General features: G+C 49.4%; 15 protein-coding genes. 3 read left to right on the top strand and 12 right to left on the bottom strand.

The window, feature by feature from the left end:
• Nucleotides 1-179 precede the first annotated feature (179 nt).
• The gene (gene purL / locus HHX48_RS06500) at nucleotides 180-4,076 is read right to left on the bottom strand and encodes a phosphoribosylformylglycinamidine synthase (protein WP_191023362.1); all 3,897 of its coding nucleotides are present in this window, start codon (nucleotides 4,074-4,076) and stop codon (nucleotides 180-182) included.
• A gap of 209 nt (nucleotides 4,077-4,285) precedes the next feature.
• On the opposite strand from purL, the gene mltF reads away from it, so the two are divergent.
• Nucleotides 4,286-5,656: a membrane-bound lytic murein transglycosylase MltF gene (gene mltF / locus HHX48_RS06505; protein WP_317983483.1), complete on the top strand. Its 1,371-nt coding sequence runs from the start codon at nucleotides 4,286-4,288 to the stop codon at nucleotides 5,654-5,656.
• A gap of 276 nt (nucleotides 5,657-5,932) precedes the next feature.
• Here mltF and tadA read toward each other — a convergent pair whose 3' ends face one another.
• Entirely contained in the window at nucleotides 5,933-6,475 is a 543-nt protein-coding gene (tadA, locus tag HHX48_RS06510) for a tRNA adenosine(34) deaminase TadA (RefSeq protein ID WP_191023366.1), read from the bottom strand.
• 187 nt (nucleotides 6,476-6,662) lie between these two features.
• Between tadA and HHX48_RS06515 the strand changes: the two genes are divergently transcribed.
• Nucleotides 6,663-6,899 (top strand): hypothetical protein, encoded by a 237-nt coding sequence (locus HHX48_RS06515; protein ID WP_191023368.1) that lies wholly within the window; start codon nucleotides 6,663-6,665, stop codon nucleotides 6,897-6,899.
• Between the two features lie 16 nt (nucleotides 6,900-6,915).
• Here the strand turns inward: HHX48_RS06515 and HHX48_RS06520 are convergent, their stop codons facing one another.
• Nucleotides 6,916-8,886: a monovalent cation:proton antiporter family protein gene (locus tag HHX48_RS06520; RefSeq protein WP_191023695.1), complete on the bottom strand. Its 1,971-nt coding sequence runs from the start codon at nucleotides 8,884-8,886 to the stop codon at nucleotides 6,916-6,918.
• Nucleotides 8,887-9,037: 151 nt separating this feature from the next.
• Between HHX48_RS06520 and HHX48_RS06525 the strand changes: the two genes are divergently transcribed.
• The gene (locus tag HHX48_RS06525) at nucleotides 9,038-9,940 is read left to right on the top strand and encodes a GGDEF domain-containing protein (protein WP_191023370.1); all 903 of its coding nucleotides are present in this window, start codon (nucleotides 9,038-9,040) and stop codon (nucleotides 9,938-9,940) included.
• 33 nt (nucleotides 9,941-9,973) lie between these two features.
• On the opposite strand, the gene tilS is transcribed toward HHX48_RS06525, so the two are convergent.
• The 9 genes from tilS to bamA all read right to left on the bottom strand — a co-directional run bounded on the left by tilS (nucleotide 9,974) and on the right by bamA (nucleotide 22,098).
• On the bottom strand, nucleotides 9,974-11,272 hold the full coding sequence (gene tilS / locus HHX48_RS06530; protein WP_191023372.1) for a tRNA lysidine(34) synthetase TilS: 1,299 nt from the start codon (nucleotides 11,270-11,272) through the stop codon (nucleotides 9,974-9,976).
• Nucleotides 11,273-11,287: 15 nt separating this feature from the next.
• Nucleotides 11,288-12,244: an acetyl-CoA carboxylase carboxyl transferase subunit alpha gene (gene accA / locus HHX48_RS06535; protein ID WP_191023374.1), complete on the bottom strand. Its 957-nt coding sequence runs from the start codon at nucleotides 12,242-12,244 to the stop codon at nucleotides 11,288-11,290.
• Nucleotides 12,245-12,282: 38 nt separating this feature from the next.
• Nucleotides 12,283-15,747 (bottom strand): DNA polymerase III subunit alpha, encoded by a 3,465-nt coding sequence (gene dnaE / locus HHX48_RS06540; protein WP_191023376.1) that lies wholly within the window; start codon nucleotides 15,745-15,747, stop codon nucleotides 12,283-12,285.
• A gap of 24 nt (nucleotides 15,748-15,771) precedes the next feature.
• A complete protein-coding gene (rnhB, locus tag HHX48_RS06545) occupies nucleotides 15,772-16,341 on the bottom strand; it encodes a ribonuclease HII (RefSeq protein WP_191023378.1) in 570 nt (189 codons plus the stop codon).
• Nucleotides 16,334-17,491, bottom strand: a complete 1,158-nt coding sequence (gene lpxB / locus HHX48_RS06550) for a lipid-A-disaccharide synthase (protein ID WP_191023380.1) — start codon at nucleotides 17,489-17,491, stop codon at nucleotides 16,334-16,336. Before lpxB ends, rnhB begins: the two co-directional genes overlap by 8 nt.
• Nucleotides 17,492-18,262, bottom strand: coding sequence for an acyl-ACP--UDP-N-acetylglucosamine O-acyltransferase (gene lpxA, locus HHX48_RS06555; protein ID WP_191023382.1), 771 nt, complete (start codon nucleotides 18,260-18,262; stop codon nucleotides 17,492-17,494).
• A gap of 1 nt (nucleotide 18,263) precedes the next feature.
• Complete coding sequence (fabZ, locus tag HHX48_RS06560) at nucleotides 18,264-18,713, bottom strand: 3-hydroxyacyl-ACP dehydratase FabZ (RefSeq protein ID WP_139757052.1); 450 nt, start codon at nucleotides 18,711-18,713, stop codon at nucleotides 18,264-18,266.
• Nucleotides 18,714-19,051: 338 nt separating this feature from the next.
• On the bottom strand, nucleotides 19,052-19,567 hold the full coding sequence (locus HHX48_RS06565; RefSeq protein ID WP_191023384.1) for an OmpH family outer membrane protein: 516 nt from the start codon (nucleotides 19,565-19,567) through the stop codon (nucleotides 19,052-19,054).
• Nucleotides 19,568-19,617: 50 nt separating this feature from the next.
• Nucleotides 19,618-22,098, bottom strand: coding sequence for an outer membrane protein assembly factor BamA (gene bamA, locus HHX48_RS06570; protein ID WP_191023386.1), 2,481 nt, complete (start codon nucleotides 22,096-22,098; stop codon nucleotides 19,618-19,620).
• Between the last annotated feature and the right edge of the window lie 35 nt (nucleotides 22,099-22,133).

Genomic DNA, 22,133 nt, shown 5'->3' on the forward strand with positions numbered 1-22,133 from the left:
CTCGTGATGAACGATTCATAGTCGTCTCTTGTTCTTACAACAATCATCTTTCGATGATCTAATTAATTTATAATCCTTTTTACTTTCGCCACCCTGGCACCAGCCACTTTAATAGACTGATTAAAAAATGACAAGGTAACAACTCAATAAATTGACACCTTGCCATGTTTTTTTGACACTTAGCCAACAAAAACCCGCGCGTTTCTGAACATTCGCATCCATGCACCGTCTTCCTGCCAGTCTTCCGGATACCAGGAATTGGCGACAGTTCTGAAAACGCGTTCAGGGTGAGGCATCATGATGGTACAGCGACCATCTTGGGACGTTAAGCCCGTGATCCCTTCTGGCGAGCCATTCGGATTAGCCGGATAACGTTCCGTCACTTTTCCATAGTTATCGACATACTGCATAGCTACCTGTTGATTGCTTTGCAGCTGCGAAATGCCGTCTGTAGCGACAAACTCAGCCCGACCTTCCCCATGCGATACTGCGATGGGCATCATTGAGCCGGCCATCCCCTTAAGTAATACTGACGGAGACTCATTGACCTGAACCATCGCAACACGGGCTTCAAAGCGCTCAGAGCGGTTAGTGACGAAATGCGGCCAGTGATCCGTTCCCGGAATCAGTGATTTCAGGTTAGACAGCATCTGACAGCCGTTACAGACACCCAGACTGAAAGTGTCCTGTCGTGCAAAAAAGTCAGCAAACTCGGCTTTAGCCAGTTCGTTGAACAGAATTGACTTCGCCCAACCTTCACCAGCTCCCAATACGTCACCATAAGAAAAGCCGCCGCATGCCGCCAGTCCGCTAAATTCCTTAAGGCTTTGACGCCCGGAAAGGATATCGCTCATGTGCACGTCAATAGCAGCAAAGCCTGCACGGGTAAACGCCGCAGCCATTTCGTTGTGAGAATTAACGCCCTGCTCCCTCAGTATGGCGACTTTCGGTCTGCTGCCGATAGCAATCATTGGCGCCGCGACATCTTCCGTTGTCTTAAATGTGAGGTTTGCGTGTAAACCCGGGTCAGCAACGTCCTGTTTGGCGTCAAATTCCTGTTCAGCACACTCAGGGTTATCCCGCAGACGTTGCATATGGCGGGTTGTCTGCGCCCACTGGGTACGTAAGCTGACGCGACTATCAGAAAATACCGGCGCGTTACCTTTTTCGATATTAATCTGATCATGTGAGTTAAGTGTGCCGATATCGTGGCTTATATCCGCAAGACCAAACTCTTTCAGTACTGCATTAACCGCATCAGCATCAGATGCTTTAATCTGCGCTACCGCACCCAATTCTTCGCTGAACAGAACAGACAGGTCATCATCACCCAGCCCGTCAATCGCAATATCAACACCGGTCTTACCGGCAAACGCCATTTCTGTAACGGTAGTAAATAAACCACCATCAGAGCGGTCGTGATAAGCCAGTAGCAAATCCTTTTCGATCAGTGTCTGAATTGCATTGAAAAAGCCTTTCAGCAATGCCGGATTATCTACATCAGCCGGCTCATCGCCCAACTGGCTATAAACCTGCGCAAGCGCGGAAGCACCAAGGCGGTTCTGACCGTTGCCCAGATCAATCAGCAGCAACCGCGAATCACCTTTATCCGTGCGCAGCTGTGGCGTAAGTGTTTTGCGAATATCTTTCACCGCGCCGAACGCAGAGATAACCAAAGACAACGGTGAAGTCACTGACTTATCAGCGCCGGTATCATCCTGCCAGGCTGTTTTCATGGACATGGAATCTTTACCAACAGGAATCGTCAGCCCAAGCTCTGGACATAACTCCTCGCCCACGGCTTTAACCGCTTCGTACAAACCGGCATCCTCGCCAGGATGGCCCGCTGCTGCCATCCAGTTTGCCGATAATTTAATCCGTTTCAAATCCCCGATATTTGCTGCTGCAATATTGGTTAACGCTTCGCCCACTGCCAGACGGGCCGATGCTCCGTGTGACAATAATGCAGTGGGTGTACGTTCACCCATCGCCATTGCTTCACCGTGGTAGGTGTCATAGGCAGTGGCAGTGACAGCAACATCCGCGACAGGCACCTGCCACGGACCAACCATCTGGTCACGATGCACCAGCCCCGTTACAGAGCGGTCGCCAATAGTAATCAGAAACGTTTTTTCCGCTACAGCGGGCAACTGAAGAATACGGGTAACCGCATCACTGACTGTCATTGACGCTTTTTCAACGGGTGCTTTACTGGCATTCGTCGACTGCACATCACGGTGCATTTTAGGCGGTTTGCCTAACAACACATCCAGTGGCATATCAATAGGTTTATTATCAAACTGTGCATCATTAAGGTTCAGATGCTGTGCTTCTGTAGCTTCGCCCACTACCGCATACGGTGCCCGCTCACGCTTACAAATTGCGTCAAATTGAGCAAGATTTTCTGGTGCCACGGACAATACATAGCGTTCCTGCGACTCATTACACCAAATCTCAAGCGGCGACATGCCCGGCTCATCGGTCAGCACGTTACGCAGCTCAAAATTACCGCCTCTGCCGGCATCATTAACCAGCTCCGGCAACGCATTTGACAATCCACCGGCGCCCACATCGTGGATAAACTGAATAGGATTGTCGTCGCCAAGCTGCCAGCATGCATCGATCACTTCCTGGCAGCGACGCTCCATTTCCGGGTTGTCGCGCTGAACGGAGGCAAAATCAAGATCCTCATTGGACTGGCCAGATGCCATCGATGACGCGGCGCCGCCACCCAGACCAATATTCATAGCAGGCCCGCCCAGCACGATTAATTTGGCACCTACCGTGATGTCACCTTTTTCGATGTGATCATGACGTATATTGCCCAGACCGCCGGCAAGCATAATGGGCTTGTGGTAACCACGCACTTCGGTCCCGTTAAAGCTGGTCACTTCCTGCTCGTAGGTTCTGAAATAACCAAGCAGATTAGGACGGCCGAATTCGTTATTAAATGCCGCGCCACCTAATGGCCCGTCCATCATAATATCCAAAGCACTGACAATGCGCCCTGGCTTGCCGTACTCGCGTTCCCACGGTTGTATTGCATCAGGTATACGCAGGTTGGATACGCTGAAACCAACCAGACCTGCTTTTGGTTTAGAGCCACGTCCCGTCGCGCCTTCATCCCGGATTTCCCCCCCGGAGCCGGTCGCTGCACCAGGAAACGGAGAGATTGCGGTTGGATGATTATGTGTTTCCACCTTCATCAGAATCGCAATGTCTTCGTGCGAATATTCATACTGATGGGTTTGCGGGTTCGGGAAGAAGCGTCCTGCCGGCCAGCCCTGCATAACAGCGGCATTATCTTTATAGGCCGAATGCACATGGTCCGGACACAGTTCGTAAGTGTTTTTGATCATTTTGAACAGGGATTTTTCCTGTTCCTGTCCGTCAATAGTCCAACTGGCATTGAAGATTTTATGACGACAATGCTCCGAATTTGCCTGCGCGAACATATATAGCTCTACATCATTCGGATTACGCCCAAGCCGGGTAAAGCTGTCAAACAGATAATCTATTTCATCATCAGCCAGTGCCAGCCCTAAGCGCTGATTCGCCGCTTCTAACGCGCCTTTGCCCTGACCAAGGATATCAACTGACTCAAACGATTTACCATCGGCGTGCTCAAAAAGAACATGCGCCTGCTCAAGGTCATCGTACACATACTCGGTCATACGATCATGTAACTGAGCAGCAATATCATTGCGCATTGCAGCACTTAGTTCACCCTCATGCTCAATATAATAAGCACAGCCCCGCTCAATTCGCTCAATAGCATCAAGACCACAATTGTGTGCGATGTCAGTTGCTTTTGAAGACCAGGGAGAAATAGTGCCGGGGCGGGGAGTGACGAAGAAGAGGGTGCCTTTTGCGGCAGATGAGGCGTTTTTGGGTCCGTACGTGAGTAGCTTATCCAGAACAGCCTGTTCGCTATCACTCAATGCCGTTTTGGTCTTCACCAAGTGGATAAACTGCGCGGTGACCTGGTTAATCGTAATGCCGGATTGACCCAGCCGTTCAATAAGTTTAGTTTGTCTAAATTCAGACAGTGCGGGAGCGCCTCGAAGGACCAACATATCGCTTTACCTGATTGTTTAATGATAGCGCGTTGTGCAAACACGGACTATCTTTAGTTTGACGGGTTTTCGGCGCGGATTATAGATGAAATCTGCGCGCTTGATAACCTCGCGGCACAGATTCAGCAGGATTTTTTATCGCTCAAAGTATGCAAAAGAACGTTAACCACTATTCCCCAGGATGTAGCAGACGTATCGAGGTCGGGTGTGTGCGTTATGTCATCGTCTTGCTCTGGTTACTGGTACTAATCAGTTGCCAGCCTGTCTCTACCCGTTCGTCACTGGAAAAAGTTGTCGACGATGGTGTACTGAAAATCGGCACCATGTTTGGCCGAACCACCTTTTATCACGGTAGCGAGGCGCCGCGCGGTTTTGAGTTTGAGCTGGCCAAAGGCTTTGCCAGTTATCTTGACGTTGAAGTTCAGATTTACCCTTTTTATTCCTATCAGGCCCTGATGAAGGAGCTTGAACAAGGTCGGATTGATGTGGTCGCCGCCGGCGATGCGGTTCCTAAAGACTTTGGCAAACAGTTCAAGCTCGGTCCGGTTTACCAGCAGGTGAGCCACAAGCTGGTCTTTTTGCAGGGCCAGCAGCGGCCGCGCGATATTGATGATCTCACCCAGCCTTTGGTCGTGGTTAAGGGCAGCAGTAATGAGCACTTACTTGAACAACTCAAAGATTCACATCCAGGGCTTAACTGGAAAGCGACAGACAATAAGGATACGTGGGAGCTGTTAGATGATGTTGCCAATGGACGCCTGCCCTACACGCTGGTCGACACGAATACGTTGTCGCTTCAGCGCCGGCAGTATCCTCAACTTAGCATTGGATTTACCGTAGAACGTCTGGTGCCCATCGCATGGTTACTTAATCAGCAGCAGGATGATTCGCTACGGGCGGCTGTGATCGAATATTTCGGCACCATTCATCAGTCCGGTGTATTTAAAGCGCTTGAAGATAAATACTTTGGCCATGTCAGAGACTTCAACTACGTCGACACAAAAGTATTTTTACAGGCTGCCAGGCTAAAGCTGCCAGATTATGCACATTGGTTTAAACAATATGCATCGGATGTTGACTGGCGTCTGCTTGCCGCCATGAGTTATCAGGAAAGTCACTGGAAACCTGATGCCACTTCCTATACCGGCGTCCGGGGCCTGATGATGCTGACCCGGGATACGGCCCGTGAGCTGAACATTGATTCGCGCACTGATGCCCAGAGCAGTATTAAAGGGGGTGCACAATACGTAAGTAACCTGTTGGCGCGAATCCCTGCGCGCATACGGCGTCCTGATCGCCTTTGGATGGCTCTGGCTGCCTACAACATCGGCATGGGGCATTTAGAAGATGCGCGCACGCTGACCCAGCGCCAGGGCGGCAATCCGGACTTGTGGGTCGATGTAAAGCGTCGTCTTCCGCAACTGGAGCAAAAACGCTACTACAAAACCACGCGCTATGGCTTCGCCCGCGGACATGAGGCACGCCAGTATGTAGAAAACATCCGGCGTTATTATGACTCGTTGATTTACCTTGACGAAAATACCCGCTTTTTGAGTGCCCAGGCCGCGCCGTCCTCTTGAAATACTGTCATATTGCCTTCATTTAGGTATGGCAGGATTAGTGCATTAATTTAGCTACTGATATCCAACTGCACCCTAGAAGTGATCCACTAACCTGCTAAAACACATTAAAAACATCAGGAGAGTGAATGAAAAGAAACAACTTTATGAAGAATCGAAGAACATTGAAAAACAACAACCACCGCAGGCTTATGTTTAAGCGGTCTCATCAAAAAATGCTGCAACGCCGCCGCCTGTTCGTAACCAGCGATCTTATCTCTACGCTTAAACCGGTGGCTAACCTTTAAGTTTTGCCGCTGCTCTGGCCGCCTTTATCTGAGCTCTGCGCTGAGCAAAAAAAGATGATACCGTTTGTGCGCATTCAGCCTCCAGGACACCGCCGGTAATCTGGCACTGATGATTCAGCCTATCGTGTTGCAAAAGTTGCATGGCAGAGCCGCCAGCACCGGTCTTTAGATCATAAGCACCAAACACCACACGTTTGAGCCTGCCATGCACAATCGCCCCTGCACACATCGGGCAGGGTTCTAATGTTGCGTACAAAGTAGCATCCACCAACCGATAGTTAGCAAGGTTGAGCGCCGCCATCTGAATAGCGCGCATTTCAGCGTGCGCACTGGGATCATTATCCTGGATGGGCGAATTAAACCCTTCACCAATAATCTGGTCATCTTTCACGATGACCGCACCTACAGGCACCTCGTTGATAGCTCGCGCTTTTTCGGCAAGCGTCAGTGCATAGCGCATCCACTTCTCATCTTCGGCGGTGCTGATTTTACTATCTGGTGAATTTGACGAATTGATAGTCTGGTTACTCATTTTCTTTTATTTTATCTACAGCTGGCATATCTAACTTAATGAATTCTATAAAGAATAAATTCCGGCCGGAAAATTGCCTTAGTCTATTTGCTTACATCAAATAGCAGATCGCGCTTCATGTGCAAAAAAAAGCAATTTTTGTTAATACTGTATACACTAAACGGATGCTAAGGGCAGGAGATATACCATGAATTTAACCGCCATCATTATAGTCGCAATCATCGCCACGACAATTATAAAACTGACGAAGACGGGCGAAAAGTCATCTGGAAAAAATGCTGAGCTAAAGAATGCACTTGGTGCACAGGCACGCGAGATAGCCGAACTGAAAACACGTATTCAAACCCTTGAAGCTATTGTCACCGATGAAGGCTACGATCTGAAAAAGAAATTTAAAGATCTAGAAGACGATAAAGTCGCATAGCCAGTTACAGACCGCGTTATCCCCCCTCAAGCAGATAGCGTTCAGCCCGTTCCACGCGGCGGGGCTTGCCGGCGATCACGAGGACGTCGCCGGCGCGTAATGACGTTTCTCCGTCGGGGTCTTTGATTTCCTTGCCGTCTCTTCGTAACCCTTTTACGGAAACCCGCATGCGCGAAAGTGTCAGTGCGTTTATGGCTTTTCCCAGACACGCTGCATGACCCGGCAGCGATACGGCATGAATAAACTCCAGTTTATCTTCAGTGCCGTAACTGATCTCTGTTGTTTCGCCAGGGTAAAAACCATGCAGATGGTCGTACCGGCCTTTACGCTCCTGTCTTACCCGCTTGAGAATTCGGGACATGGGAACACCTGAATAATGGAGCACCTGAGAGATGAGCATCAGACTTCCTTCCTGTAATTCCGGAACAACCTGTGATGCACCGGCCGCATATAACCCGTCCAGCTCGTAATCCCTTTTCGTCCTGACCATCACCTGTAGACCGGGCTGGAGTTGCCGGGCAGCATCAATCACACAGACAGCAACATCAGGCCGGTCAAAACTGATCAGAAGCAGCTTTGCCGTTTTCACACCGGCCGATTCAAGAATATCTTTATGAGCGGCGTCCCCGAAAATGACCGGCTCTCCGGCGTTTCGACTTTCATGCACCCGAATGGGATCGACGTCTGCGACCACAAACTCCACCCCTTCCATTTTAAGTAAACGAGCGACCGACTGACCTACTCGTCCGAATCCGGCAATGACCACATGGCCTGTCTGAGGTTGTGAGGTAACGCAGGGTGGTTGCTCCAGCTGGTTGGCGTGTTTGTACGGCGCCAGTTTTCTGGCAAACTCCAGGCTTCGGGATACCAGATACGGCGTAACCGCCATGCTGATGATACCCATACTTACCAACACAGAAGACTGTTCCTGAGTGATGACGTTATGTCGGGCGGCAAGCGCAGCAATAACAAAGCTAAATTCGCCAATCTGGCAAAGCTTAAAACCCGCCGACCAGGCATGTTGTGGGTCGCAGTTTACGATCCAGGCCGCCGCCCGGACCATCACCACTTTTACCACCATAATTCCGATAACCCCGCCAATAACCAGTGCCAGATGCTCAAACATCACGGATACATCAAGCTGCATGCCCACCGTGATGAAGAAAAGGCCCATCAAGATATCTCTGAACGGCCGGATATCGGCCTCCAGTTGATACTTGTACTGACTTTCACCCAACATCATACCCGCCAGAAATGCCCCCAGTGCCATGGACAGTCCAAATACGTACGTTAGTCCGGCGGCCAGCAGGACAACCAAAATAGTGGTAAGTACAAATAGCTCGTCAGTACGCGTTCTGGCAACTTCCCGAAATAACCAGGGCAGCCCCCATTTTCCGGCTGAAAGCAGGATTGCCACGACAATAACACCTTTTATCAGCGCTAAAGCCAGCGCAAACCAGATAGAGGTATCCGCCCCATCGCCTAACAAAGGCACTGCGATAAGCAGGGGAACAACGGCAATATCCTGAAAAAGCAATATGCTGATGGCCAGTTGACTACGATGCTGATTGATGATGCCCAGCTCGGTAATTTGCTTGATAACAATAGCTGTCGAGCTTAAAGCCAGCATACCGCCAATAATAATTGCGGCGGGAGCCGGCAGGGAAAAGGCGTAGGCTATGCCGGAGAAAAATACAGAGGTAAATAATACCTGCCCCATCCCGGCCCCGAATACCAGATTGCGCATTGCCAGGAGCCGTGGCAAGGAAAATTCCAGCCCCAGGGAAAACAGCAGAAAAACAATACCTATTTCAGCCAGCAGATGCATATCATCCGCGTTGGTAAACAAACCGCTTAGCGATGGACCTGCAATAATACCTGCTGCCAAATATGCCAGAATAGCGGGCAAGTGTATGCGTCGAAAGGTTGCCACTAAAGCCACTGCCAACGTCATAAGTATCACTATTTCAGCGAATCCGTTTTCCAGCACGATACCTCCCGGTTGCACCTTGGAAAAGGCACACATATTGCTTAGTCAAAACAAAAACTAGTACTAAATGCGTATTCGGCAAATTTTTGACGATTCGCGCATTCCAGAAATTGCCGTGTTTACGTGGCACAGGTTAAAGGCGCTCACCATGGATTTTATCAGCAACGGTTATGACAGCACTGTCGAGACATCCTATCCGCTATGCGCATCGCCAGCGGAGCTGGACAGCTCGCAGTTACACACATTTGTAAATAAAATCTTATCCACACTGGAAACACGCAGCCTTTGCTCTGTGTATTTCCACCAAACCCGTCACCATTTGCCCGTGCGCAAGTTCGAACTTAGTAGCATTTCGCCTTCATTAAGTGTAGGCGAGCAAATGCCTTTAGAAACACGCCCTGTAAAAATCAGCCTGTGTATTGGAAATACCTGCGATGAACGCGCGGATCACGCCTGCATTTATTACTTTACACGAACTTTGACCCGTGGCGAGCGTAATCTGCTAGGCCAGATGCATATGATATTCGTCCAGCAGCTGAAACAGGCACTGGCCTTTGAACAGCTGAAAAAAATGGCCACCAAGGATACGCTTACCGGTTTAAGCAATCGTAATGGTTTCAATGAAGCCAGTATCCGCCTAATTAGCCGCGCAGTGCGCTACGGTGATGCCTTCGCGCTGCTCGTCATAGACCTGGACAACTTTAAAACGGTTAATGACACAATGGGCCATAATGAGGGCGATGCTGTGTTAGAGCGTGTAGCGGGCATTATCCGCAATACGCTGCGCGCCGGTGATGAAGCATTCAGATTTGGCGGCGACGAGTTCTGCTGCCTGTTGGACTGCGCGACAGCGCAATGTATAAATTCTGTTGCCAGCAGGATCAGAAACAGAGTTGGTCAGGATGCTTATCTGACGGAGCGCGGTGTGTCTTGTAGCATTGGTGGGGCGACCTATCGTGCCGGTGATGATATCAATAGCTTATTCGACCGCGCTGATGGCGCGCTGTATGCAGTGAAGGCAAACGGCAAGAATGCATTCTCTGCCGCCTGACCCAAAAAGGCGGCAGCCTGTTGCCGCTTTTAGCTAGTCAACAAACGTCACGCTGAAGTCATCAGGCTTTTCTGCAAAATAAAATATCTGCGTCGCTGTAACGACCGCTATCGGCCGCTGCGCATCAAACAGTACCGGCAAATGTTGACGTTCCCACACGGGAATCTGCCACTCTTTCATCCATTTTTTTAACGGCTTGGATACGCCGCTTTCTGTCATTTTGCATGTTACAGATGGCATACCGGCACGCACCTGTACAGCTTGATTTACCCGAAATCTGCCTGACGCTGACCAGGTGTAATCTATGATTTCACCAGGCTTAGCACACAGCGTATCCTGGGCCGGCGCACAGCGAGGCTGAACCAGATAAAGTTTGCCGGCGAAACGACGAACATGCCGGTCTCCCACGTGGACGTCTGGCTGGGCATCTTCTCTGGCTGAACACGCACAGAGGATTTGCTCAAGCTGAGATGCTCCGGGCATTGGCAATGCAGACGCTGAAAACCAGGCTCTGATGATCTGCTGTTGCCACTGCACTGAATGCTGCTGAAGAGAGGAAATAACGATGGCGTCACCCGCTAATACCGCTGTCAATTTTTCGTCAACCACTTCTTCAAGCAATTGCTGTTGCTGGGCACACAACGCCGCACTCCGGGACAGCGTTTTGGCAATCCCCGGCCACCGCTTACGAAGCGAGGGCATGATAGCGTTTCTTAAAAAGTTGCGGTCAAAGCGGTTATCCGCGTTGGATTCATCGTCAATCCATGAGAGCCCGGCTTGGTGAGCAGTTTGCGTAATCTGAGACTGGGGAATATGCAGCATGGGCCGCAACACAAGTATGCCGTCCCGGTATGCGCTTGACGGCATTCCGCTTAAGCCCCTGGGCCCTGCACCGCGTTTGGCCTGCAACAGAAACGTCTCGGCCTGATCATCCTGGTGCTGGCCAAGAACAAGCGCTCCCTGGTGCGTTTTACAGTAATTTAAAAGCGCGTCATAACGCCCTTCCCGCGCTGCCGCCTCAAGGCTCTGTCTGGCTTGCGCGCTGACACTGATGGTGCGTGCAGCAAACAAGACGTTAAGTGATTCGCAAATGCGTTGACAATGCGCTTGCCATTGAGATGCAAACGCGCTGAGACCGTGATTAACATAAACGGCATGGATGGGGATACCGAAGGAATAATTACTTAGTGCATGAAGTAAAACGGTGGAGTCTACCCCACCGCTAAACCCGACAACCAGACAGGAGATGTCTGGCTGCGGGTCGTTATCGTTTTGTAATAGCCGGCTCAGCGACCACTGAATGTCCTGAAATCCACTATGCTCACCCGCCAATTACATTGTCCTTAGTTAGCAGTAACCGAATGACATCAGACGGTCGTAGCGCTCACTCATCAGGTCGCTGGTATCTAACGATTGCAACTGGCTAAGCTGCTGCTTTAACGTTGCTTTCAGGTTAGCACCCATGGCATCGAAGTCACGGTGTGCACCACCTAACGGCTCATCCACTACGCTGTTAATCAGACCCAGCTCTTTGATTTGCTTGGCACTTACACCCATGGCTTCGGCCGCCTGAGGCGCCTTCTCAGCGCTCTTCCAAAGAATAGATGCACAGCCTTCAGGTGAAATCACTGAATAGGTGGAATATTGCAACATATTGACGCGATCGCCCACTCCAATGGCCAGTGCCCCGCCAGAACCACCTTCACCGATAACCGTACAAATAATGGGTACACGCAGTTCTGCCATTTCCATCAGGTTTCTGGCAATCGCCTCACTTTGTCCGCGCTCTTCTGCGCCGACACCAGGATAAGCTCCGGGAGTGTCTATTAACGTGATAATGGGCAGATTGAAACGTTCCGCCATTTTCATCAGCCGTAGCGCTTTACGGTAGCCTTCTGGCTTTGGCATACCGAAGTTTCGTCTGACTTTTTCGTGGGTATCACGCCCTTTCTGATGACCAATCAGCATGACCGCCTGGTCATCCAGCATGGCCGGCCCGCCAATAATGGCCTTGTCATCAGCAAACGCACGGTCACCGGCCAGCTCATCAAAATCGGTAAAAACCCGGCCCAGATAATCTTTTGTATACGGGCGCATTGGATGACGTGAAAGCTGTGAAATCTGCCAGGCGCCTAAATCAGAAAATATTTTCTTCGTCAGCTCGGCGCTTTTGGCACGCAGACGGTTAATTTCTTCTTCGATGCTGACATCGAATTCTCCGCCCTGATTGACCAACCGTAGCTCTTCAATTTTTGCTTCTAGTTCGGCTATGGGTTGTTCGAATTCCAAAAACTGTATATTCATTCTGTGTCCTATTTTTACTGCCACTCACCCCGGTCAGACTAATGATAACTGAGGGTAACTGCCTGCTCACCCAGACATTGCTTTAAATCGTGCAATAGCTGGTCTTCCGGAGTGACATACCACTGGGCGCCACAGGCAAGCACGGCTTCCGCATCCGGATGCAATACGTGCAACTCGACCGGACAACTGCCACCATTAAACTGCTGCAGAATATCTTGCAGCGCAGCCAGCTTTTCATTCTGCCACTGCTGTGAATCAATTTGCAGTGCCAGCGCGCGCGCATTTCGTTCACGCGCCTGCACAATGTCCATAGCGTCGCGGGCGGTGATTGTATTGCCCCCGGAGAAATCATCAAAGCTGACCTGTCCTTTTATCAGCAAAATTCTGTCAGATTCCAGGATACTTTCAAACTGTTCGTACATATCCGGGAAAAAGCGAACATCCATTCTGGCACTTTTATCGTCCAAAGTCACAATTGCCCAACGCCGACCGCGCTTATTGGTCAATACCCTGACACTTAACACCAGACCCACCGCTGAGGCCAGTTGCTCTTTACCGGTCGGCCTTAAGTCGACCAGCCGTCCATCCGTATAGTGCCTGATTTCTTTCGCATACTGGTTAATAGGGTGTCCGGTCAGGTAAAGACCAAGGGTATCTTTTTCCCCTTCAAGCCACACTTTTTCGGGCCATTGCGGCACATCCGCAAATGCCTGCTCCACCGCTTCAGGTTCAGTGGTTAACAGTCCGAACATATCAGACTGACCAAATGACTCCGCTTTTGCATGCTGTCCGGCGGCAGCAATGGCTTCAGGCAAGCTTGCCATGAGCGCAGCACGGTGCGGTCCGAGATTATCCAGAGCACCAGCCAGTACCAGCTTTTCAAGCACTCGCTTGTTCACCCGCTTGATATCCACTTTAGCACAGAAATCAAACAGATCAGTAAATTTACCCTGGTTTTCGCGGGCCTCTATAATCGCTTCTATCGGGCCTTCACCTACGCCTTTAATGGCGCCGATACCATAGACTATCCGACCATGCTCATCCACGGTAAATTTGTGCCGGCCGGCGTTCAGATCCGGGGGTAAGATTTCCAGCCCCATGCGCTGACACTCATCAACCAGGGTGACGATTTTATCGGTATTGTCCATATCAGCGGACATCACCGCAGCCATAAACTCAGCCGGGAAATGTGCTTTAAGCCATAGTGTCTGATAAGACACCAGCGCGTAAGCCGCCGAGTGCGATTTATTAAATCCATATCCGGCGAACTTTTCCACCAAATCGAAGATTTTCATTGCCAGATCAGGATCGATATTATTTTCTTTCGAACCTTCGGCAAAAACCGCCCGCTGCTTCTCCATCTCTTCGGGCTTCTTTTTACCCATCGCACGACGAAGTAAGTCAGCGCCACCCAGAGAGTAACCCGCCATTTCCTGCGCAATCTGCATTACCTGTTCCTGATACAGGATAATGCCGTAAGTGGGTTCCAGAATTTCCTTCAGGCATTCATGCTGATAGTCCGCATCCGGATAAGAAATTTCCTCGCGACCGTGCTTCCGGTCGATAAAGTTATCCACCATCCCGGACTGTAGCGGGCCGGGTCTGAACAGCGCAACCAATGCGATAATATCTTCAAAGCAATCTGGCTTAAGGCGTTTAATAAGCTCTTTCATTCCACGGGATTCAAGCTGGAATACCGCGGTGGTTTCTGCATTTTGCAGCATTCTGAAACTGCGGGTGTCTTCAAGAGGTATTGATGTAATATCGATTTTTTTACCCTTGCCCTCTTCAATCATATCAATGGCCCATTGAATGATTGTCAGAGTACGCAGACCAAGAAAGTCGAATTTAACCAGTCCGGCGGTTTCTACATCATTTTTGTCAAACTGCGTAACCGGGTTATTGCCTTCATCATCACAATACAGCGGCGCAAAGTCAGTAATGGTAGTAGGAGCGATAACTACCCCACCGGCATGTTTACCGGCGTTTCTTGTGACACCCTCTAAAATGCGCGCCATGTCGATAAGATCTTTAACGTCCTCGTCCTCATCGTACAACTCTGGCAAGCGCGGCTCGACGTCAAAGGCTTTGCCTAATGTCATCCCCGGATCAGAGGGAATCAATTTGGAAATTCTGTCAACAAATCCGTAAGGATGGCCCAATACGCGCCCTACATCCCGCACCACGGCCTTGGCCGCCATGGTACCGAAGGTTATAATCTGCGACACCGCCTGTCTGCCGTATAGTTCGGCAACATGGTCAATCACCTCATCGCGCCGGTCCATACAAAAATCGACGTCAAAGTCAGGCATGGAGACCCGTTCAGGGTTGAGGAATCGCTCGAAAAGCAGATCGAATTCCAGCGGGTCAAGATCGGTAATTTTCAGCGCATAGGCCACCAGCGAGCCGGCACCGGACCCCCGCCCCGGACCAACCGGAATATCGTTATCTTTACTCCACTGGATGAATTCCATAACGATCAGGAAGTAACCGGGGAACCCCATCTGATTGATAACGCCTAACTCTATCTCAAGGCGTTCATCGTAAGCAGGTCGTTTTTGTGCTCTCTCATTTTCATCAGGAAATAAAAATTCCAGGCGCTCTTCCAGGCCTTCCTGCGAGACTTTTACCAAAAAGTCTTCGGTGGTCATGCCGCCGGTAGGAAACTGCGGCAGAAAGTATTCATTGAGACGGACAGTGACGTTACAGCGTTTGGCAATCTCAACCGTATTTTCTATCGCCTCGGGAATATCGCTGAACAGCTCAACCATTTCTTCTGCTGAGCGCAAATACTGCTGGTCGCTGTAGTTTTTGGGCCGACGCACATCTTCCAGGGTATACCCGTCATGAATAGACACGCGGATTTCGTGGGCATCGAAACCTTCTCGGCTGACAAAACACACCTCATTAGTAGCGACCACAGGCAGGGATTTATGCTCAGCCAGCTCAACGGCGCGGTGCAGATAATCTTCCTCGCCAGGGCGCCCTGTGCGAATAAGTTCAAGGTAAAAGCGTTCGTTAAAATGCTGCTGATAGAAAGCTAATGCTTCGTCTAACAAGGCCTTATTATTCTTCGTGAGCGCTACGCCAACATCGCCAAATTGTGCCCCTGAGAGGACGATCACCCCTTCAGCGTGCTCGGCAAGCCAGCTTTGGTCTATCACGGCCCGATGCGATATATGACCACGCAGGTAAGCTTTGGAAATAAGAATAGTGATATTCTTATAACCTTCATTATTCATTGCCAGCAGGGTAAGCCTGAAGGGCGTATCGCCGAAGGCCTCGTTGGTCACCCAGAAGTCGGTACCAATGATAGGCTTGATACCCCGGCCATGGCATTCGGAATAAAATTTAACCAACCCACACATGTTCATCTGGTCGGTCAACGCCACAGCGGGCATATTCATTTGTGAGACTTTTTCCAGAATAGGTTTGACCTTATTCAGGCCGTCCATCATGGAAAAGTCACTGTGCACACGAAGATGAATAAAGGGCGATGTCATAACACCTGCTTTTGCTTATAAATTTTACGGATTGAGTACAGCCTGAACCGGCCGGAAACTTTTACGGTGACAGGATAACGCGCCGTGCTCGGCCAGTGCTTCAAAGTGTGCTTTGGTAGGGTAGCCTTTGTGACCGGCGAATCCATACTGCGGATATGCTTTATCCAGCAACAACATATCGTTATCGCGTTCCACTTTGGCAAGAATGGACGCGGCTGATATCTGAGGATGCAAACTATCGCCTTTGACCACCGCTTCGGCGGCATAAGGCCAGTCTGGTAAGCGATTTCCATCTACATAGACAAAGTCCGGCTTTATCGCCAGACCTGCTACAGCCCGATGCATTGCCAGCATTGTGGCGTGCAGAATATTTAGTGTATCGATTTCCTGCGGCGTTGCCCTGCCGATAGACCAGGCTAATGCATGTTCACGGATGAGTGCGGCATAATGTTCGCGTTTTTTTGCTGACAGTTTCTTCGAATCGGTCAGCCCCTCAATGGAACAGGAGGGATCTAAAATCACAGCAGCAGTGACGACATCGCCTACCAGGGGGCCACGACCCACCTCATCGACTCCGGCAATAAGTTCAGGCATCAATTAAATCCAGTATAGCAGCGGCAGATTGCTTATCCGCGTCTTGTTTAAGTGTTTCGTGCAATTCACAAAACCTGTCTAAAAGCGGCTGATTATCAGTCTCCAGGTAGTGCAGCAGTTGTTCGCTAAGCGTGTGAGGGTTGACGTCCTCCTGCAACAGTTCCGGAATGATTTTTTCACCTGCCAGAAGGTTTGGCAACGTGAAAAATGGCGCTTTATACAGGTATTGCATAATTTTATAGGTTAGCCCGGACAGCTTATAGGCGGCTACCATCGGACTTTTACACAGCATAGCTTCCAGCGTCGCGGTACCTGATGCTAGCAGGATCACATCACTGGCGATCATTGCGTTTCTGGCATTGCCCCGCACAACCTGTACCTGAGACGATGATAACGTCGTTGGCAGGTTTTCGCTCAAATAGCCGGTGATGTCATCATAACGATAGCTATTTGCAGCGGGTATCACGAAGGTGCAATTTGGTTTTTGGCGTGCAACTTCAGCCATAGTTTCGGTAAATACCGGTAGCAGAGACTTTATCTCAGAGTTTCTGCTGCCTGGCAGAACGGCAATGACCGTATCATCTTTTGAAAGCGATAACGTATCACGTGCCGCCTGTTTATCCGGATGCAGGGGAATCGCATCGGCCAAAGTGTGGCCTACATAGCGGTACGGTACACCGTACTTTTGATAGACCTCTGCCTCGAAGGGAAACAAACCTAATACACAGTTTGTTGCCCTGGCAATCTTATGGATTCGCTTCTCACGCCACGCCCATATCGTCGGACTAACATAATGAACGGTTTTAATACCAAGCTTCTTAAGTTCAGCCTCAACGCGAAGATTAAAATCAGGGGCATCCACACCGACAAAGATATCCGGCGGATGCTTTGTAAAGTGCGCAACCAGTGCGTTTTTCACTTTAAGGATGGCAGGCAGGTGAGCCACCACTTCGATTAACCCCATTACCGACAATGTTTCCATATCGAATAATGAGTCGCAGCCTGCGGCAATCATATTGTCACCGCCTATCCCTTCGATAACCGCATTCGGGTGTTGGCGCTTGAGTTCGGCAATCATGCCCGCGGCCAGCACATCGCCGGACGGCTCACCAGCAACAACACCTATTCTCAGCGGTCTCTGGGACGCCATTTATCGAATAATTCCGCGTTCAGCACTTTCTAAAAATTTTATCAGTACATTAAGTTCTGAGTGGGTGCCGGCGTCATTTTTCAGAATATCTAACGCTTCATCGACCGTGTTGTTGGCGCGATAAAGTGTACGGTACGCCCGTTTTATCGCCATTACAGCTTCAGACGTGAACCCGCGACGACGGAGACCTTCAGAATTGATGCCAGCAGGCACATTTTTTTGTCCGTTCACCATGATATAAGGAGGAACATCGCGCAGCACAATGGCACCGGCCCCGACAAACGCATGATCACCCACCTTGCCAAACTGATGAATGGCAGCACCGCCACCGAAAATAACAAAGTCACCGATGTGCACATGGCCGGCCAGTGAAACATTATTGGCCAGAATCACATTGTCGCCCAGTACGCAGTCATGGGCGACGTGAGCGTTAACCATTAACAGATTGTTGGAACCGATAATGGTGATGCTTTCATCCTGGATTGTGCCGCGATGCACAGTGCTTCCTTCCCGAAACACATTGTTATCACCGATCACCAGCTCAGTTGGCTCGCCAGCATATTTCTTATCCTGACAATCTTCTCCGATGGAGCAAAACTGGAAAAAGCGGTTACCCTTGCCAATTCGGGACGGACCTTTTATAACGACATGGCTTTCTAAAATGCAGTCGTCACCCAGTTCTACATTATCGCCCACATAACAAAATGGGCCGATAGTGACGTTGTTGCCGATTTTCGCAGAGTCAGCTATGACGGCGGTAGAATGAATCACGTTAAACGATCTCTCTGATTGCGCACATAAATTCTGCACTACAGGCATTTTCACCATCAACGCTCGCAGTGCCCTTAAACTTCCAAATCCCTCTGCGCTCTTTTACCAGACATACATCAAAGTCTAAGCGATCACCGGGAACCACCGGACGCTTAAAACGCGCGCAGTCGATCCCCGCATAAAGATAAAGTTTGTCAGATTTGCCCATGGTTTTGAAGCCCAGGACACCCGCAGCCTGTGCCATTGCTTCTAAAATAAGCACACCCGGAAATATCGGACGACCCGGAAAGTGTCCGGTGAAGCATGGCTCATTCATAGTGATATTCTTATACGCTTTAATGGATTCGCCGATTTCATAGTCGGTCACTCTGTCCACGAGCAAAAACGGATACCGATGAGGAAGTAATTCAAGAATTTCCTGAATATCAATTGTGTTGAGTGAGTTGGCCAAAAGTCTCTCCTATGCCATTGACCGCTGCGAGTTGGAATATTGCAGACGGTTTGCCGTCGTAGCCTACCTATCTGGGTTATAGTCGCTTATACACTGGCGAATCTCAAGTATAGGATTTCGCAAGTTTCACGCTACGTTACTACCTCACCGATTAATAATTGTTCGTATGGATTAAAAGTCGGTGATGCTGGTGCCGGAAGGTGGACAACTGGAATTTTAAATCGGCGGCAACCATACGCTTTTTAACGCAAAAAACAAGTCAGACCAACACCTATGGCGGATCGGTCTGACCTGTTTTATTTAGCGATAATTGCTTTGCCTATCATAAGGCGGGTGACTTAATTGGTTTTCTTAACCTGATTAAGTACCTGTTCAGAAATGTCATGTTGTTCTTTAGAGAACGAAACTGCATTAGACGTCAGCACCAGATCATAGCCTTCTTTTTTCGCTACGCCGTCAATTGCCTGCTTGATAAGACCAAGCAACTTATTACGCTCTTCGTTGCTACGGCGCTGGATATTTTGCTGAAGCGGCTGACCTTTTTCTGCCAACTGTTCGCGAACACCCTGAATTTTCTGCTGCAGTTCTTTCTTTTCCTGCTCGCTCATTGTCGCCGCGTCACGCTGCAAACGCTCAGCAAAGAACTGACCGTCTTTTTGAAGCTGGTTTACTTCTTCAATCTGGTCTTTAAATTCCATCTGAATGTTATTAGAGATTTCAGCTGCCTGAGGCATCGCCTGAAAAACGCTCTGTACATCTACAACGCCGATTTTCTGTTCAGCCATGGCCGAACCGCTAACCAACGCACTACCTAACATCGCGGTTGCTACAAAATGTTTTGCCAACTGTTTCAAAGGGAACTCCTTTTTTAATTATTTATAAGACGCTGAGGTCAATTTTAAAATTAGAATGTTTGCCCGATATTAAATGTGAAGAACCTGGCGTCATCACCTTCACGTTCTTGTATGGCTTTAGAAAAACTAAATACCATAGGGCCCATCGGTGAAATCCATTGTACAGATAAACCGGCGGAACTACGATACTGCTTCCAGTCTGAATAGTCTATTAACTGTCCGGCATTCTGCGTATTCGCCTGTGTCAGATCTTTATACTTGTTGTAATCAAACTCTGTATCCCAGACGTTACCCACATCGAAGAACACACTGGTTCTGACCGAATTATCCATGTCTTCATCAACAAAGGGGGTCGGTACGATGAGCTCAAGACCACCAAGTGCCATGGCGTTTCCGCCCAGTGAGCGCGGTGAAATAGCAATTTGTGCATCCGACGCATCACCCGGATACGTTTCGCCATCAGGGCCAATCAGACGGCCATTGGTAAATAACTGCACGCCACGGGGACCAACGGTATTGTTCTCGAAGCCACGCAATGTATCGGCACCACCGGCGGTGAAGTTCTCGGTAAATGGCAGAATCTGGTCATTACCATCAATATCACCATAACCGTTACCATAACCCAGTCTCAATCTGGCCAGCACCGACCACTTATTATCACGTGACAGCGGGAAGTAAAACTTCGTATCAAAAACCGTTTTGAAGTAATTCACATCAGAGTTTGGCGTAGTGATACTGAACGTCGCACGCTGTGATGACCCCGCTGTCGGGAACAGCCCCCGGTTCAACGTATTACGACTCCAGCTTACGCTTGCCAGATAGCTGTCGTACTTGATAGGCGCTTCAGGATCGCCACCACGGAACTGATTATAAAACTGTTCGGTTTGCTCGTAGTACCCGGTGTTGTAAAGCTCAACATTCGAGTACGTCATGCCAAAGTTAATCCGGTTAATCTCATCAATCGGGTAACCTACGTTGGCACCTACGGATAACCGCTTGGAGTTATACTGGATAACGTTAAAGTCTGAGCCGTCAAATTCGCTGTAGCCAATAGAGCCACCCAGGCTGATCCCATCAATCGTAAAGAAGGGGTCGTTATACGTAATCTGTGCAGACTGTTGGTAAGAGACCGTGCTCAGATTAACGCCCACGCGCTTACCGGTGCCCAGGAAATTGTCCTGCTGGATACCTGCCTGCAGGCTCAGCTTGGTTCTGTCACCATAACCAATACCAGCATTAAACGAGCCTGATGGCTGCTCTTCCACGTTAAAGTCAACGTCGACTTTGTCTTCCTGGCCTGGTATACGAGTCGTCTCAAACTCAACTTCTTTCATATACGTCAAACGAGACAGCTGACTTTTCGATGACTCAAGCAAGTTGTTAGACAGCCAGGCACCTTCCATCTGATTAACATTCTGACGTAACACATCATCAGCAGTGACAGTGTTGCCATTAAAATTAATCCGACGAACATAGATACGTTTACCAGGATCCACCGACAACGTCAGTTTTACGGTCTTATCTTCATCGTTTATCTCAGGAACCGTAGTTACTTCAGGATAAGCATAACCAAAGCGACCTAAAAATTTGGCGATAAACTCTTCGGTATAGGTAACTTCGGCCTGGTTATAAAGCTCGCCTTTGGTCAGCGGCAGTACTTTTTCAATATACTCTTCATTACCCAGTAAATCGCCCACCAGCTCTACGCCGGAGATCGTATATTGCTCACCCTCTGACACATTGAGCGCGATATAAATACCGTCTTTTTCCGGCGTCATAGAAACCTGCGTGGAATCAATATTGAAGCGCAGGTAACCGCGGTCCATATAATGATTTTTCACCGTTTCCATATCACCCTGCAGCGTTTGTTGCTGATAACGGGTTTCGGACAGAAAATCCCACCAGGGCGTATCAAATTGCAGTTCAAGATCTTCCATCAACTCTGAGTCGGAAAACTCCTGATTGCCCACGATATTGATTTGCCTGATTTCTGCTGCATCGCCTTCTTCGAACAACAGTTTCAGGTCGACCCGGTTGCGGGGTAGCGGTGTGATAATCGCAGAGACGTCTGCGTTATATTTACCGATACTGTAGAAAAAGTCCTTCAATCCGTTTTCGATAGAGGTAAGCACCGTACGATCGAGGGGCTCACCGACACGGATGCCGTTGCCATCCAGACTTTCCTGCAATTGTTCGTCTTTAATATCATCATTGCCTTCAAAAATGATATTACTGATAGTCGGACGTTCTGCGACTTTGATGACCAGTGTATTTCCATCACGAAGCACTTCAACACTTTCAAAGTGCGTAGATGAATAAAGAGAGCGAATAGCCTGAGAAACCCGAAATGAATTTAATCTGTCGCCGACTTCCACGGGTAGATAAGTCAGCGCCGCACCCAATGCGACACGCTGAAGACCTTCGACACGAATGTCTTCAACGACGAATTGGGTTTGTTCTGATGTTGCCGCGTTGGCTAAGCTAGCACTGGAGGCAATCGCTCCGGCTGCTACTAACTGTCTTAACTTCATCTATTCTTTTTATCCTGCGCCGCGTTACTTCGATG

This window comes from Salinimonas profundi, from assembly GCF_014750655.1.
Classification (GTDB): Bacteria; Pseudomonadota; Gammaproteobacteria; order Enterobacterales; family Alteromonadaceae; genus Alteromonas; species Alteromonas profundi_A.

Coding starts and splice junctions, on each gene's coding strand:
- rnhB (WP_191023378.1), bottom strand. CDS start 16,341: ATGCCTGAACTTATTGCCGGAGTCGATGAGGTGGGTCGTGGCCCCCTG.
- bamA (WP_191023386.1), bottom strand. CDS start 22,098: ATGAAGTTAAGACAGTTAGTAGCAGCCGGAGCGATTGCCTCCAGTGCT.
- HHX48_RS06515 (WP_191023368.1), top strand. CDS start 6,663: ATGAATTTAACCGCCATCATTATAGTCGCAATCATCGCCACGACAATT.
- tadA (WP_191023366.1), bottom strand. CDS start 6,475: ATGAGTAACCAGACTATCAATTCGTCAAATTCACCAGATAGTAAAATC.
- HHX48_RS06525 (WP_191023370.1), top strand. CDS start 9,038: ATGGATTTTATCAGCAACGGTTATGACAGCACTGTCGAGACATCCTAT.
- lpxB (WP_191023380.1), bottom strand. CDS start 17,491: ATGGCGTCCCAGAGACCGCTGAGAATAGGTGTTGTTGCTGGTGAGCCG.
- dnaE (WP_191023376.1), bottom strand. CDS start 15,747: ATGACATCGCCCTTTATTCATCTTCGTGTGCACAGTGACTTTTCCATG.
- accA (WP_191023374.1), bottom strand. CDS start 12,244: ATGAATATACAGTTTTTGGAATTCGAACAACCCATAGCCGAACTAGAA.
- purL (WP_191023362.1), bottom strand. CDS start 4,076: ATGTTGGTCCTTCGAGGCGCTCCCGCACTGTCTGAATTTAGACAAACT.